This window comes from Modestobacter sp. SYSU DS0657, assembly GCF_054050925.1.
The window spans coordinates 22,359-36,173 of sequence record NZ_JBJHAG010000038.1 but is presented as its reverse complement, the minus strand read 5'-3'; the positions used below and the strand labels follow the sequence as shown (position 1 = coordinate 36,173).

The 13,815-nt window shown below is 76.1% G+C and carries 16 protein-coding genes; 4 read left to right on the top strand and 12 right to left on the bottom strand.

Translation table 11 applies throughout. The annotated features are described in order from the left end of the window. Positions 1-165: 165 nt before the first annotated feature. The 3 genes from ACI79A_RS18320 to ACI79A_RS18310 all read right to left on the bottom strand — a co-directional run bounded on the left by ACI79A_RS18320 (position 166) and on the right by ACI79A_RS18310 (position 3,180). Complete coding sequence (locus ACI79A_RS18320; protein WP_457085191.1) at positions 166-1,119, bottom strand: HpcH/HpaI aldolase/citrate lyase family protein; 954 nt, start codon at positions 1,117-1,119, stop codon at positions 166-168. 124 nt (positions 1,120-1,243) lie between these two features. Continuing rightward, a complete protein-coding gene (locus ACI79A_RS18315) occupies positions 1,244-2,101 on the bottom strand; it encodes a DMT family transporter (protein ID WP_457085190.1) in 858 nt (285 codons plus the stop codon). 161 nt (positions 2,102-2,262) lie between these two features. Then, on the bottom strand, positions 2,263-3,180 hold the full coding sequence (locus ACI79A_RS18310; RefSeq protein WP_457085189.1) for a PhzF family phenazine biosynthesis protein: 918 nt from the start codon (positions 3,178-3,180) through the stop codon (positions 2,263-2,265). Positions 3,181-3,203: 23 nt separating this feature from the next. On the opposite strand from ACI79A_RS18310, the gene ACI79A_RS18305 reads away from it, so the two are divergent. Continuing rightward, complete coding sequence (locus ACI79A_RS18305; RefSeq protein ID WP_457085188.1) at positions 3,204-4,442, top strand: magnesium transporter MgtE N-terminal domain-containing protein; 1,239 nt, start codon at positions 3,204-3,206, stop codon at positions 4,440-4,442. Continuing rightward, positions 4,435-4,977 carry a DUF1003 domain-containing protein gene (locus tag ACI79A_RS18300; protein ID WP_457085187.1) on the top strand — a complete coding sequence of 181 codons (543 nt, stop codon included), beginning with the start codon at positions 4,435-4,437 and terminating at the stop codon, positions 4,975-4,977. Before ACI79A_RS18305 ends, ACI79A_RS18300 begins: the two co-directional genes overlap by 8 nt. A gap of 15 nt (positions 4,978-4,992) precedes the next feature. Here the strand turns inward: ACI79A_RS18300 and ACI79A_RS18295 are convergent, their stop codons facing one another. From ACI79A_RS18295 to ACI79A_RS18280, 4 genes are read right to left on the bottom strand one after another with little or no spacing between them, the layout of a single operon-like run. Next, entirely contained in the window at positions 4,993-5,490 is a 498-nt protein-coding gene (locus ACI79A_RS18295; protein ID WP_457085186.1) for an AAA family ATPase, read from the bottom strand. Positions 5,491-5,500: 10 nt separating this feature from the next. Further along, a complete protein-coding gene (locus ACI79A_RS18290) occupies positions 5,501-6,139 on the bottom strand; it encodes a DUF6518 family protein (RefSeq protein WP_457085185.1) in 639 nt (212 codons plus the stop codon). A 49-nt stretch (positions 6,140-6,188) separates the two neighbouring features. Further along, complete coding sequence (locus tag ACI79A_RS18285; RefSeq protein WP_457085184.1) at positions 6,189-6,506, bottom strand: AzlD domain-containing protein; 318 nt, start codon at positions 6,504-6,506, stop codon at positions 6,189-6,191. Beyond that, a complete protein-coding gene (locus ACI79A_RS18280) occupies positions 6,503-7,237 on the bottom strand; it encodes an AzlC family ABC transporter permease (RefSeq protein ID WP_457085183.1) in 735 nt (244 codons plus the stop codon). The genes ACI79A_RS18285 and ACI79A_RS18280 overlap by 4 nt, the downstream gene beginning before the upstream one ends. A 158-nt stretch (positions 7,238-7,395) precedes the next feature. Here ACI79A_RS18280 and ACI79A_RS18275 point away from each other — a divergent pair, with 158 nt between their 5' ends. Beyond that, a complete protein-coding gene (locus ACI79A_RS18275; RefSeq protein WP_457085182.1) occupies positions 7,396-8,556 on the top strand; it encodes an Mrp/NBP35 family ATP-binding protein in 1,161 nt (386 codons plus the stop codon). Between the two features lie 408 nt (positions 8,557-8,964). Here the strand turns inward: ACI79A_RS18275 and ACI79A_RS18270 are convergent, their stop codons facing one another. From ACI79A_RS18270 to sigE, 4 genes are all read right to left on the bottom strand, one after another. Next, positions 8,965-9,360 carry a twin-arginine translocase TatA/TatE family subunit gene (locus ACI79A_RS18270; protein ID WP_457085181.1) on the bottom strand — a complete coding sequence of 132 codons (396 nt, stop codon included), beginning with the start codon at positions 9,358-9,360 and terminating at the stop codon, positions 8,965-8,967. A 171-nt stretch (positions 9,361-9,531) separates the two neighbouring features. Further along, positions 9,532-10,995 (bottom strand): S1C family serine protease, encoded by a 1,464-nt coding sequence (locus tag ACI79A_RS18265; RefSeq protein WP_457085180.1) that lies wholly within the window; start codon positions 10,993-10,995, stop codon positions 9,532-9,534. Between the two features lie 137 nt (positions 10,996-11,132). After that, the gene (locus tag ACI79A_RS18260) at positions 11,133-11,723 is read right to left on the bottom strand and encodes an anti-sigma factor family protein (RefSeq protein WP_457085179.1); all 591 of its coding nucleotides are present in this window, start codon (positions 11,721-11,723) and stop codon (positions 11,133-11,135) included. Then, complete coding sequence (sigE, locus tag ACI79A_RS18255; protein WP_457085178.1) at positions 11,720-12,319, bottom strand: RNA polymerase sigma factor SigE; 600 nt, start codon at positions 12,317-12,319, stop codon at positions 11,720-11,722. Before sigE ends, ACI79A_RS18260 begins: the two co-directional genes overlap by 4 nt. Before the next feature lie 213 nt (positions 12,320-12,532). Between sigE and ACI79A_RS18250 the strand changes: the two genes are divergently transcribed. Next, positions 12,533-13,210: an O-methyltransferase gene (locus ACI79A_RS18250; RefSeq protein WP_457085177.1), complete on the top strand. Its 678-nt coding sequence runs from the start codon at positions 12,533-12,535 to the stop codon at positions 13,208-13,210. A gap of 51 nt (positions 13,211-13,261) precedes the next feature. Here the strand turns inward: ACI79A_RS18250 and ACI79A_RS18245 are convergent, their stop codons facing one another. Continuing rightward, complete coding sequence (locus tag ACI79A_RS18245) at positions 13,262-13,747, bottom strand: 2'-5' RNA ligase family protein (protein ID WP_457085176.1); 486 nt, start codon at positions 13,745-13,747, stop codon at positions 13,262-13,264. Positions 13,748-13,815: the final 68 nt, after the last annotated feature.

Here is a 13,815-nt window from a genome sequence, read left to right as displayed (position 1 = left end):
CCCCCCCCCCCCCCCCCCCCCCCCCCCCCCCCCCCCCCCCCCCCCCCCCCCCCCCCCCCCCCCCCCCCCCCCCCCCCCCCCCCCCCCCCCCCCCCCCCCCCCCCCCCCCCCCCCCCCCCACGACTGTTCCTGGAGAAGGGTGCGGCCGGGGCAGCGCCCCGGGGCTCAGCTGTCCGGCGGGGTGAAGGACGCCGTCCGGGTGAGCCCCGCCGCGCGGCCCTTGCCGGCGATCACCAGCGCCATCTTGCGGCTGGCCTCGTCGATCATCTCCTCGCCCAGCATCGCCGAGCCCTTCGCGCCGCCGGCGGCGGAGGTGTGCCAGTCGTAGGCGTCGAGGATCAGCTCGGCGTGGTCGTAGTCCTCCTGCGAGGGGGCGTAGACCTCGTTGGCGGCCTCGATCTGGCCGGGATGCAGCACCCACTTGCCGTCGAAGCCGAGCACCGCCGAGCGCCTGGCCACCTCGCGGAACCCGTCGACGTCCCGCACCTGCAGGAACGGCCCGTCGATGGCCTGCACCCCGGCGGCGCGCGCGGCGACCAGGATCGTCATCAGCACGGAGTGGAACGGGTCGCCCGGGTAGCCCGGGTGCAGGGCGCCGACCGCCAGGGTCTTCATGTTGAGGCTCGCCATCAGGTCGGCCGGGCCGAGGACGAGCGTCTCGATGCGGGGGCTGGCGGCGGCGATGGCGTGGATCTCACGCAGGCCCTGGGCGGACTCGATCTGCGCCTCGATGCCGATCCGCCCCACCGGCAGGCCGTTGGCCCGCTCGACCTGGGTGAGCAGCAGGTCCAGCGCCCGGACCTGCGCGGCGTCGACGACCTTGGGCAGCATCAGGCAGTCCAGGTTCGCCCCGGCGCCCTCGACCACCTCGATGACGTCGCGGTAGGTCCACTCCGTCGTCCAGTCGTTGACCCGGACGACGCGGACCTTCTCGCCCCAGCCGCCCTCGTTCAGCGCGGCGACGACGTTCCTGCGGGCACCGGGCTTGGCCAGCGGCGCGCAGGCGTCCTCCAGGTCCAGGAAGACCTGGTCGGCGGGCAGCCCCTTGGCCTTCTCCAGGAACCGGGGGTTGCTGCCGGGGACAGCCAGGTTGGAACGACGGGAGCGCAGCTCGGCCACGACGCCTTCTTCCTGCCGACGACGGTGTCGGGACCGGACAGTAGCGACGGTGCTGAGCCTGCGGCCGCTGTGGTCGGCCATCTCGCAGCGACCCGCCGCGACCTCGCGAGGTCGGGGGCCTTTCTCAGGTGACCGGTTCGGTCACCGTCGCCAGGCGGCCGGCCCGCACCACCAGGGCGACCCCGACGACGACGGCGAGCATCCCCGGCAGCGCGAGCAGCGGCGGCGCCTGCTGCAGCAGCACCAGCGCGACCAGCAGCGCGCCGGGCACCTCCAGCAGGATCGCCAGGCCGACCACCGTCGGGCCGACCGTGGAGAGCACCTCGTTGAGGATCGTGTGCCCGAGCAGCTGCGCGCAGACGGTGATCGCGACGATCAGCCACCAGTCGCGGGCGCTGAACCCGACCAGCGGCACACCGGCGACCAGCGCGGCGACGGCGAGGGCCAGCGCGCAGGTGGAGTAGCAGACGACGGCGTAGGCCGAGGTGCTCAGCCGGACCCGCGCCCGCGCGCCGGCGAGCATGTACCCGCCGGCGCAGATCGCCCCGAGCAGCGCCAGCCCGTCGCCGGCCAGCGCCGTCCAGGAGACGGTGACGTCGACCCCCGCGATCAGCGCCGCGCCGAACACCGCCAGGCCCAGCCCCCACCACACCTGCGGGGGCAGGTGGACGCCGGAGACCCGGGCGGCCAGCGCCGTCCAGATCGGCGTGGTGGTGACCAGCGCGGTCGAGGCGGCGACCGTGGTCATCGACAGGCTGGGCAGCCAGGCGGCGAAGTGCGCGGCGAGGAACAGCCCGGCGACCACCGAGCTGCCCAGCTGGCGCACCCGCAGCCCGGCCAGCGCCCCGCGGTCGCGCACGAGCAGCGGCACCAGCAGCACCGCGCCCGCGGCGTTGCGCCAGAACGCGATCGCCAGGAACGAGGTGGCAACCAGCGCGGTCAGCGGCCCGGAGAAGGAGACGCCGACCACCGCGACCGCCATCAGCGCGGCGTCCCGCCCGCCGGGCCGGGTGACCGCCCACGCCGGGGGTTGGCCCTGCTGCAGGGGCCCGCCACGAGCCCGACCGGCTCCGTCCGGGGGCCCGCCCCGAGCGAGCGAGGGGTGAGGAGGACGGGGTCCTTCACAGGGGGCAGCGGGGTCCTTCACCAACGTGCGGGGACCCGGATGGTGCCGGTCGCGATCGGGACGACGGCGCCGGCGACGGTGGCCGCGGTGGCCCGCCCACCGGCGGTGGTGACCGTGCACTCCAGCACCGACGGGCGGCCGAGCTGCTCACCCTGGCGGATCGTGTACCACGCCGTCCCGTCGGCCGGCACCAGCCCGGCGGCGGCGAGCCACACGCCGGTGCCCAGCGCGGCGGAGCCGGTCGCCGGATCCTCGCCCCAGCGCAGGTCACCGGCGAACACCCGGGTGTAGGCGGTCGCGGAGCCGGCGTCCCAGCTGAGCACCGAGACGCCCTCGCCGACGCCCAGCAGGTCCAGCGCCCCCTGGTCGGGCCGGGCCCGGTCGACGGCGCCGGGCCGGACGGCGAGGTAGGTGAAGGGCAGCCCGCAGCCGGCGACGTGCGCGGGCAGGCCGGCCAGGTCGTCGGCGGTCAGCCCGAGCGCGCCGGCGACCGCCTCCGGTTCCGGGGCGTCGGCGAGCGTGGGCTCGCCGCCGCCCAGGGTGGCGCCCTCGCCGTCGACCGTCAGGTCGAGCACGCCCACGGCGCACTCCTGCCGCAGCCGCCCGGCCGGGAGCCGGCCGGTGCGCACCAGCGTGTGCGCGGCGCCGACGCTGGGGTGCCCGGCGAAGGGCAGTTCGGCGAACGGGGTGAAGATCCGCACCCGGTAGTCGGCGCCCGACCCCGGCGTGGGGGCGCACAGGAACGACGTCTCCGACAGGTGGAACTCGAAGGCCAGCGCCTGGCACTGCTCGGTGGTCAGCCCGTCGGCGTCGAAGACGACGGCGAGCGGGTTGCCCGCGTAGGCGCGCGGGGCGAACACGTCGACCACCTCGTAGGCCAACCGGTCACGTGCCGGTCCGTCAGGGGCCAGTCCATCAGGTGCCGGGGCGCTCACCCGCGCGACGGTAGCCTCCCTCCGTGACGACGGTGACGAGGGCGTACGTCTCCCGGATCGCCGGGTTGACCGTCTTCGACCCCAACGGCGACCGGGTCGGCAAGGTGCGCGACGTGCTGGTCGCGCTGCGGGTGGGCAGCGCCGCCCCGCGGGTGCTCGGGCTGATCGTCGAGGTCGTCGCCCGGCGCCGGATCTTCTGCCCGATGGGCCGGGTCACCGGGCTGGACGCCTCCTCGGTGACCCTCGCCTCCGGCACCGTCAACCTCAAGCGCTTCGAGCAGCGGGCCGGGGAGACCCTGGTGCTCGGTGAGCTGCTGGACCGGCGGGTCACGATCGACGAGTCCGGCCGCCCGGCGACCGTCGTCGACGCCGCGATCGAGCAGACCCGCACCGGCGACTGGGTGGTGTCCCGGCTGGCGGTGCAGGAGCCCGGCCGGCTGGGCCGCCGCGGTCAGCTGCAGCAGCTGGCCTGGGACGAGGTGGGCGGGCTGTCGCTGCCGGAGACCGGGCAGAGCGCGGAGACGCTCATCGCCACCTACCGCGAGCTCAACGCCGCCGACGTCGCGCACGCGCTGCAGGACCTGCCGATCAAGCGGCGGCACGAGGTGGCCGAGGCGATGGACGACCAGCGGCTGGCCGACGTGCTCGGCGAGCTGCCCGAGTCCGAGCAGATCACCATCCTGGGCACCCTCCACGAGGGCCGGGCGGCCGACGTCCTGGAGGAGATGGACCCCGACGACGCCGCCGACCTGCTCGCCGAGCTCTCCAACGTCGACCGCGACCGGCTGCTGGAGCTGATGGCGCCCGACGAGGCCGAGCCGGTCCGGCAGCTGCTGAAGTACTCCGAGGACACCGCCGGCGGCATCATGACCAGCGAGCCGGTCATCCTCTCCCCCGACGCCACGGTCGCCGAGGCGCTCGCCCGGGTTCGGGTGCGCGAGCTCAGCCCGGCGCTGGCCAGCCAGGTCTACGTCTGCCGGCCGCCGTCGGCGACCCCCACCGGCCGGTACCTGGGCCTGGCGCACATCCAGCGGCTGCTGCGCGAACCGCCCTCCTCGCTGGTCAGTGGCGTGCTCGACGACATGGACCCGCTGCGCCCTGAGGCGCCGCTGGCCGAGGTCACCCGGTACTTCGCCACCTACAACCTGGTGGCCGCGCCGGTGGTCGACGCGCAGGGCCACCTGGTCGGCGCGGTCAGCGTCGACGACGTGCTGGACCACCTGCTGCCCGAGGACTGGCGCGAGCGGTCCCGTCGTGGCTGAGTCCACCGACCGCCGGGCCGACCTGCGCCTGGACCAGCCGCGCGGCGCGCGCACCCTGGGCAGCTTCCTGCGGCTGGACCCCGACGCGGTCGGCAAGTTCGCCGAGGGCATCGCCCGCTTCCTGGGCACCGGCCGGTTCCTCGCCGTCCAGACGATCATCGTCATCGTCTGGATCGCGCTGAACGTGACCGCGGTGAACCTGCGGTGGGACCCGTACCCGTTCATCCTGCTCAACCTGGCGTTCTCCACCCAGGCGGCCTACGCCGCGCCGCTGATCCTGCTGGCGCAGAACCGGCAGGCCGACCGCGACCGGGTGCAGGCCGAGGAGGACCGGGCGCGCGCCGTCCAGAACCGGGCCGACACCGAGTACCTGGCGCGCGAGCTCGCCTCGCTGCGGGTGTCGATCGGTGAGCTGGCCACCCGCGACTTCATCCGCGGCGAGCTGAACCGCCTGGTGCCCGAGGAGGGCGACGACCGGGAGCGGAAGAAGAAGGACAAGAAGCGCCGCGAGGCGAGCGCCGACCCGGTCGGCTGAGCCCCCGGTCCGTGCTCAGCCCCGGACGGCGGCGAGCACCGCGGCGACCGGGTCGCCGCCGGCCGTGTCGACGACGGTGTGCCGCTCGTGCCACTGGTCCGTGCGCCGGGCCTGCACCTGTGCCCACGTCGGCACGGTGTGCCCGGGCAGGTCGGCGGTGCGCTCCTCGATCCGCCTGCGGTGCTCGGACCGGTCGGTGCAGATCAGCCGCAGCCAGTGCACGGGTGCGCCGTGCCGGGCGGCCAGCTCCCGGAACGGCCGGCGGGCCGCGGCGACGTCGAAGACCGCGTCGACGACGACGTCGGTGCCGGCGGTCAGGCAGGTGCCGGCGGCGGCCAGCGCCAGGGCGTAGCCGTGCGCGCCGACGTCGTCCGGGCCGGCGACCAGCTGCTGCCGGACCAGCGCCACCTCGAAGGCGTCGATCCGCAGGTGCGCGGCGGGCAGGGCCGCCGCGACCGACCGGGCGACCGTCGTCTTGCCCACCCCGGGCAGACCACCGACCACGACGAGCACGCCCGCCACCTCACACCACCCGGTGCAGCAGGTCGAGCACGTCGGTCGCCACGAGCAGCGCCGGCACCGCGAGCACGGCGGCCCACGCCCGCGTGCGGTGGCCGGCGGGGAGCACTGCCACCAGCACCAGGGCGGTGACCAGCTCGGCGGCCACCTGCACCGGCCGGCCGGGCAGCATGAGGTCCGGCTGCACCCAGGTCAGCCAGAGCTGGCGGGCCGCTCCGCTGCCGAGCACCAGCCCGGCGGGCACGCCGAGCAGCGCCCCCGGCAGCCAGCCGGACCGGCGGGTCGCCCAGCGCACCACGGCGCCGGTGACCGGGACGGCGGTCGCCGAGAGCACGAGCCAGGCGATGAGCAGCCGCGGCGACCAGCCGAAGTCCAGCACCAGCGCCGCCCAGGCGTAGTAGGCGACGGTCATCGCGGCGAAGAAGACGCCGGCCCGGACGGCGGCGGTGCGCACCGACGGCGCCAACCAGCCGATCAGCGCGACCGCGAGCACCCAGGCCGCCGGGTAGGTGCCCAGGTCGGCGGCCCACCGCCAGCCCGACTCGTCACCCGCCTTGGCCAGCGCCCCGGCGAGCAGCCCCAGCCCCGCACAGCCCAGCAGCGGCGACGCCTCCGTGCGGGTCCCCGTCGCCGTCGTCGTCACCCGGCGATGGTGCCGGGGCGCACCACGGCCGGGCGGCAGCCGCGCCGGGTCAACCGGTGAGGACGTGCACCAGCGCCCCGGCGGCACCGGCGAGCACCAGGACCACGATGAACGGCGCCCGCAGGGCCAGCGCCAGTGCGGCCACGGCCAGCCCGACCAGCCGCCCGTCGAGCACCAGCGCCGAGCCCGACGTCGCCGCCTGCACCGCGACCAGCGCGGCGAGCAGCGCGGCCGGCACGAACTCGACGATCCGGGTGACCCACGGCTGCTCCACCCAGGCGGCCGGCACCGACAGCCCGGCGAGCTTGAGCAGGTAGCAGCCGACCGAGGCGACCAGCACGACCGTCCAGAGCGCTCCGCTGCTCACGCCGCCGCCTCCCGCGTCTGCCGCGGCCGGCCCACCAGCGCCACCGCGACCACCGCCAGCACCACCTGCGCCCCGACGGGCACGACCGGGGTGAGCGCCAGGGCCACCGCCGCCCCGGCCAGGGCGACCCGGCGCTGCACCCACGGCTCGCGCGCACTGCTCCGCAGCCGGGGCCACAGCAGCGCGAGGAAGGCAGCCGGCACGATCGAGTCCAGCGCCGCCTGCGCGGCGCCCCCCAGGGCGGCAGCACCCATCGAGCCGACCACCGTGGTCAGGTTCCAGCCGACGTAGAGGGTGGCCCCCGTGGACCAGAAGGCCAGCCGGCCCAGCTCCCGGTCAGGGGCGGCGACCGCCATCGCCGTCGTCTCGTCGATCACCCAGTGCGCCGCGCCGGCCCGCCGCCACCACCCACGGGGCGCGAGCAGCGGCGCCAGCCGCACGCCGTAGACGGTGTTGCGGGTGCCGAGCAGCAGGGCGCTGCCGACGGCGGCGAACGCTCCCCCACCGGCGCCCACGACGCCGACCAGCGCGAACTGCGAGGCGCCGGTGAACATCAGCGCGGACATGGTCAGCGCCTGCCAGGTGTCCAGCCCGGCGCCGGCCGCCGCGGCACCGAACGCCACCCCGTAGAGCCCGACGGCGGCGCCCAGCCCGACAGCGTCCCGCAGGGTCGCGGACCGGGCGGACCGGGCGGACCGGGCGGACCGGGCGGACCGGGCGGAGCGGGGCACGCAGCGCACCCTAGTGACCGCCGGGGAACGCCCCGGATCACACCTCCGCCGCCCGGGTGGCCCCCCGAGCCGCCGTACAGTGGAGACCGCCCGCGCGTGGTTCCCGCAGGTCGGGGCCCGGCACCCGTGGGCTCCCCGTCGAAGGAGACTCCCCCCGCATGTCCGACACGCTGACCGGCTCGCCGGCGCTCGACGCCGTGAACGCGGCCCTCGCGACCGTCCAGGACCCGGAGATCAACCGTCCGCTGCCCGAGCTCGGCATGGTCAAGGACGTGCAGATCGGCGTCGGCGGCGACCCGGGCGCGGTGCGCGTCGAGGTCTACCTGACCGTCGCCGGCTGCCCGATGCGCGAGACCATCACCAGCCGGGTCACCCAGGCCGTCGGCGCCGTCCCCGGCGTGACCGCCGTCCAGGTCGGCCTGGACGTGATGAGTGACGAGCAGCGCGCCGAGCTGCGCAAGACCGTGCGCGGCACCGACGCCGCCGACCCGGTCATCCCGTTCGCCCAGCCCGGCTCGCTGACCCGCGTCTACGCGGTCGCATCCGGCAAGGGCGGGGTCGGCAAGTCCAGCGTCACGGTCAACCTGGCCGCCGCGATGGCGAAGAAGGGCCTGTCGGTCGGCGTCGTGGACGCCGACATCTACGGCCACTCGGTGCCGCGCATGCTGGGCGTCGACGACAAGCCCACCCAGGTCGACAACATGATCATGCCGCCGCAGGCGCTGGGCGTGAAGGTCATCTCGATCGGCATGTTCACCCCGGGCAACACCCCCGTGGTGTGGCGTGGCCCGATGCTGCACCGCGCGCTGCAGCAGTTCCTCGCCGACGTGTGGTGGGGCGACCTCGACGTCCTGCTGCTCGACCTGCCGCCCGGCACCGGCGACGTCGCGATCTCCATCGCCCAGCTGCTGCCCAACGCCGAGATCCTCGTGGTGACCACCCCGCAGCAGGCCGCCGCCGAGGTGGCCGAGCGCGCCGGCGCGATCGCCACGCAGACCCACCAGCAGGTGGTCGGCGTCATCGAGAACATGTCCTGGCTGGAGCTGCCCGACGGTTCCCGCATGGAGGTGTTCGGCTCCGGCGGCGGCGAGGCCGTCTCCGACGCGCTCACCAAGACCCTCGGCGCGCGGGTGCCGCTGCTGGGTCAGGTGCCGCTGGACACCCGGCTGCGCGAGGCCGGCGACGCCGGCGCGCCGATCGTGCTGGCCGAGCCCGACGCCCCCGCGGCGCAGGCGCTGACCGCGATCGCCGACGGGCTCACCGCCCGTTCCCGCGGCCTGTCGGGGATGTCGCTGGGCCTGACCCCGGTCAACCGCTGACCTGATCGACGTCGAGAGGCCGGTCCCCCGAACGGGGGCCGGCCTCTCGCGTGGTCAGCGGGCTGCCCCGCCCAGGCCGAGCTGATCCTCGACGCCTACGACTGGCACATCTCCGCCGCCGGCGGCGCGAAGGGCTCGGCGATGCTGGGCGAGGAGATGATCGACGAGGCCAGCCGCACGATGGCGCTGGTGATCGCCGGCAAGGGCCGCGCGGCGGGGCTCACCCGGACGGCGTCCTTCACCCCGCCGGACAGCTGAGCCCCGGGGGCGCTGCCCCGGCCGCACCCTTCTCCGCCGACAGTCGTGGTCTGCCCACCCCCGGTGGGCAGAGCACGACTGTCCGCGGGACAGGTGGCGGCCGGCGGAGTCCCCTCCTCGACAGCCGATGTGTCCCGGCCCGCCCGCGTGTCAGGTGGCGTCGGAGTCGAACGGCGGCGGGACGGAGGAGTCCCGGCTGCGGCCGGCCTGCGAGGGGCGGGCGGCGCCGGCCGCCGCGGCGGCGGCGAGGCCGGTGCTGCCGGTGGCGCTCCCCCGTTGCGCGACGGGCTCGTCGTCGTCGGCGAGCAGCTGTTGCCGGATGAACGTCTTGGGGTGGTACTGGCGCAGGTCGATGTCGCGCAGGGAGTCGAAGTCGTCGCCCAGGCTGTCGTGCAGTTGGCCGCGCATCCCGGTGAGCGCCGAACGGGCCTTCTTCAACCCGCTGGCCGCGTCCTTGGCCAGCCCGGGCAGCCGCTCGGGGCCGAAGATGAACAGCGCGGCCAGCGCCAGGACGATGATCTCGCCCCAGCCGATCGAGTCGAACACCGTTCCTCCTCGCTGACCGGCCGCGCGCCGCGGCCGTGTCCAGCGTAGGTGCGCCAGCTGTCAGCCAGTCGAGCGCCGCCTGAACGATCGGTGTCCGGCCCCGACCAGATCTCGGCCCCGCGCAGGGGCCCACCGCGAGCGAGCGAGTGGTCGGGGGCAGGGGGCCCTTTCTCAGGCCGCGGCGAGCGTGGCCTGCAGCTCCCGCGAGCTGCCGCCGCGGACCACCTCGACGGTGATCGTGTCGCCGGGCTCGTGGGCGTCGACGGCGACGACGAGCTCCTCGGAGCTGCCCACCGGCTCGCCGTCCACGGCGATGACGACGTCCTGCTCCTCGATGCCGGCCTCGGCGGCGGGACCACCCGGCTCGACGTTCACCACCAGCGCACCGTCGCGGGTGCCGTCGGTGACCGAGCGGGCGTTCACCCCGAGCGTGGCGTGCACCGCCGACCCGGTGGTGATCAGCTGCTCGGCGATGTCGCGCACGGTGTCCATCGGGATGGCGAAGCCCAGGCCGATCGACCCGCCGGTGGTGCCGTTGCCGCCGACGGCGGCGATCGCGGTGTTGATGCCGATCACCGCGCCGCTGGCGTCGACCAGCGCGCCGCCGGAGTTGCCCGGGTTGATCGGGGCGTCGGTCTGCACGGCGCTGATGACCGCGTTGGTGTCGCTGCCCTCACCGGACAACCGGACCGGGCGGTCCAGCGCGCTGACGATGCCGCTGGTCACCGTGCCGGCCAGCCCCAGCGGGGAGCCGATCGCGACCACCGCGTCACCGACGACGACCTCGTCGGAGGTGCCCAGCGCCGCGGCGACCAGGCCGGGCTTCTCCACCTTGAGGACGGCGAGGTCGCTGGCCGGGTCGCGGCCGACGATCCGGGCCGGTGACCCGCTGCCGTCGCTGAACACCGCGCGGATCTCCGCGTCGTCGACGTCCGCGGCGCCGGAGACCACGTGGTTGTTGGTGACGATGTAGCCCTCGTCGGCGTCGACGACCACGCCGGAGCCGGTGGCCCCGGCGTTGGCCAACCGGACCTCGACCGACACCACCGCCGGGATCACCCGGGCCGCGATGTCGGAGATCGACCCAGGCTCCCGGCTGACGCCGGGTGAGACCTGGGAGAGCTGGGTGTCCGGGGACAGCAGCGGCTGCTCGTCGACGCTCCGGCCCAGCCACCAGGCGGTGGTGCCGCCGACCATGCCGACCAGGAGCAGGCCGAGCAGCGCCAGCACGGTGAGCCGCACCGACAGGTCGCGCAGCCGCACCTTGCGCCGGCCCTGGGCGTCGACCACCAGCGGGCCGGGCTGGTCGACCTCGGCGGGGTAGACGGCGGGGGCACCGAGGCCGGCGGGGGCGTGCGGGTCGCGCCACGGGTCGCTCTCCGCGTCCCGCTTCCAGAACGGGCCGGCCGCGGTGCGGCGGGGACCGGATCGGCCGCCCGGCGGCTCACCGAGCCCACGGTCGCCGCCGCGCGGCGCGAAGGCCCGCAGCACGGCCTCCGGCGGCGGGGGCGGGGCCGGGGGTGGCGGGGCCTGCGGGCGGTCACCGGCGAACGAGCCGGTCACCTCGCCCGGCCGGCCGAAGGCGGCCTGCTGCGCCGGGGGCGGCGGAGGGGCGTCGGTCGGGGTGGGGGCCAACCGGGGGTGGTCGTCGGCGAACGCCCCGGCGGTGCCCTCCGGGCGCGCGTAGGCGGCGCGTTCCTCGGGCCGGTCGCTGGCGGGGACGTGCGGCGCACCGCCGGCACCGGGCCGGTCGGGACCGCCGGGGCTCTCGGTCAGGGCGTCCCGCCGGGAGGCAGCGAGGCGGTCGAGCCGACGGTGAGAGTGCGGACGACGGGCGGGACGACGTCGGTGCGCTCGGTGGGCACCACGTCGCGGACCTCACCGGCGAGCGACCCCGGCGGGGGCACCTGGCGGGTCGGGTCGTCGGTGGCGGGCAGCCCCGCGGCGAGCACCGCGACGCCCACGCCGAGCCCGGCCAGGGCACCGGTCATGCCGCGGCGCAGCCACCTGGCCGACCCGGAGCGGTCCGGCGGGCTGCTCGGGGTCAGCGGGATCGCCCAGGAGCCGCCCGACCCGGTGGCGGTCAGCCCTCCGCCGCCCGCGCTCAGGCCGCCGCCGCCGAGACCGCTCACCTCGGCGGTGAACGGGATGGCGTTCAGCCGGGAGAGCAGGTCACCGGGGACGGCCACGTCCTGGTCGCGCTGGAGGGCGGTCTTCGCCTCGCGCTGCGCGGCCACCGCCATCCGGCACTGCACACAGCCGGCCAGGTGCCGGGCGGCGCGGCCGGCGGCCCCACCGGACAGCTCGCCGTCCACGAGGGCGGCGATCGCCTCCTGGGCGAGGTGACTCTCGGGGATGCTCACGAGACCTCCTCGGCGGGCACCGGACGACGGGGGGCGAGGTGGGCGAGCGCCTCGCGCAGCTGCACGCGGCCGCGGTGGATGCGGGAGCGCACGGTGCCGAGCTTGATGCCCAGCGTCGCCGCGATCTCCTCGTAGGTCAGACCCTCGATGTCGCAGAGGACGACGGCCACGCGGAACTCCGGCGACAGCGCGTCCAGCGCCGCCTGGACCTGCGGGTCGAGGTGCGTGTCGGCGTAGACCTGCTCGGGCGAGGGCGCCGAACCCGGCAGCCGCTCGGTGTCCTCGGGCAGCGCGTCGAAGCGGATCCGCTGCCGGCGCCGCACCATGTCCAGGAACAGGTTGGTGGTGATCCGGTGCAGCCAGCCCTCGAAGGTGCCCGGGGAGAAGTCCGCCAGCGAGCGGAACACCCGGACGAAGGTCTCCTGGGTGAGGTCCTCGGCGTCCTGCTGGTTGCCCGAGAGGCGGTAGGCCAGCCGGTAGACGCGGGCCGAGTGATCCCGGACGACCTGCTCCCAGGTCGGCGCCACCCAGCCGTCGACGGCGGGGACACCGCCCGCGGGCAGGGGGCCGCCGCTGGCGGCGTCCGGTGCGGTCACGCCCTCAGGATCGCAGACGGCCGGCACCGACACCTCCCCAGCGGGGGTGGGCCGGTCGGGGGCGGCGGACGGGCGGGCGGTACGCGAGAGACGCACGACCGGATCAACGGCCGAACGGCACGGCGGTGTTCCCGCACGGCCGGACGCACAGGCAGCTGACAGGTTGCGCCCCCGGCCAGGCGCGGTCGCGCATCCCGCCTCTACCCTCGAGCGGTGACCAGCGTCGGCGGACCGCCCTCTCCCGGAGCGTCCCCGACCAGCCCCGCGGACTACGCCGACGGCTACGCAGCCGAGACCCCCGCCGTGGCCACCGCCCGGCACCGGGCGATGACGTCCGCACTCGCGTTCGGCACCGCCGTGCCGGTCGAGCCCGCGGTCGGCGCCACGCTGGCCGTGCTCGCGGCCGGGATCGACGCCCGGTCGGTGGTGCTGCTGGGCAGCGGCGGTGGCGTGGCCGGGCTCTGGCTTCTGCAGGGCATGCGCCGCGACGGGGTCCTCACCGCGCTGGACGCCGACCCCGCCGAGGTCCGCGCCGCGCGGCGGGCCTACACCGACGCCGGGGTGCCGCAGGGGCGCACCCGGCTGATCTTCGGCGCGCCGGGCGAGGTGCTCCCCCGGCTGTCCCCCGGCGCCTACGACCTGGTGGTCTGCACCGGCCCCCCGCTGGAGTGGTCCGGCCAGCTGCCCGGGCTCGTCGGGCTGCTGCACCGCGGGAGCTCGCTGGTCTGCCACGGGCTGCTCGCCGACGGCCGGATCGCCGACCGGGCCGCCCGCGACGAGCAGACCGTCGCCTGGCGCGAGGTGGCCCGCACCATCCGCGAGGACGAGACGCTCACCAGCGCCGTCCTCCCCGTCGGCGCCGGCCTGCTGATCGCCACCAAGCGCGACTGAGCCTGGCGCAGGCCCGCCCCCGGCCTGCGGCGGTGTGCGGCACGGGGTCCCTCAACAGCTGAAGGGGACCTCGGAGTCCGGTTCCCAAGGGCCGCCGCGGTAGTGCCACAGGCCCAGACCGCGGGCGCGGACCGCCTCGGGCGTGAACGCCGCCGCCAGGTGCGCGTGCAGTGCGCGGGCGACCGTCGGCTCGACCTTGTTCTGCACGGTGACGTGCGCCTTCAGCGGCTGCCGGTCCTGCCGGGTGAGCACGTCACCGAACGCCGCGGTCAGCCGGCCGTGGAGGGCGTCCAGCTCCGGGGCCGCCAGGTCGTAGGCGACGCCGCGGCCGAGCATCCGCACCCCGGTGACCCGGACGTCGAAAGGCGGGCGCGCAGCCGCGTCGGCCAGCTCCCGGCGCACCTCGGCGAGCCGCTCCCCCGGCAGCGCGTGGAACAGCGTCACGTGCGCGCCGAGGTGGTTGCGGTGGGGCGGGAAGTGCGCCGCCCGCAACCGGTCGAACCGCCGCTGCGCGCCGTCGTCCAGCAGCAGCGTCACGATCAGTGGTGAGCTGCTGGAACGGCCTCCCTCCCGGGGCCCGCGCTGAGCCCGCGAAGCGTGGGGAG

What these genes read in the sequence shown, in the direction of transcription:
- ACI79A_RS18315 (WP_457085190.1), bottom strand. Translation starts at nt 2,101, where the DNA reads ATGGCGGTCGCGGTGGTCGGCGTCTCCTTCTCCGGGCCGCTGACCGCG.
- ACI79A_RS18275 (WP_457085182.1), top strand. Translation starts at nt 7,396, where the DNA reads ATGTCCGACACGCTGACCGGCTCGCCGGCGCTCGACGCCGTGAACGCG.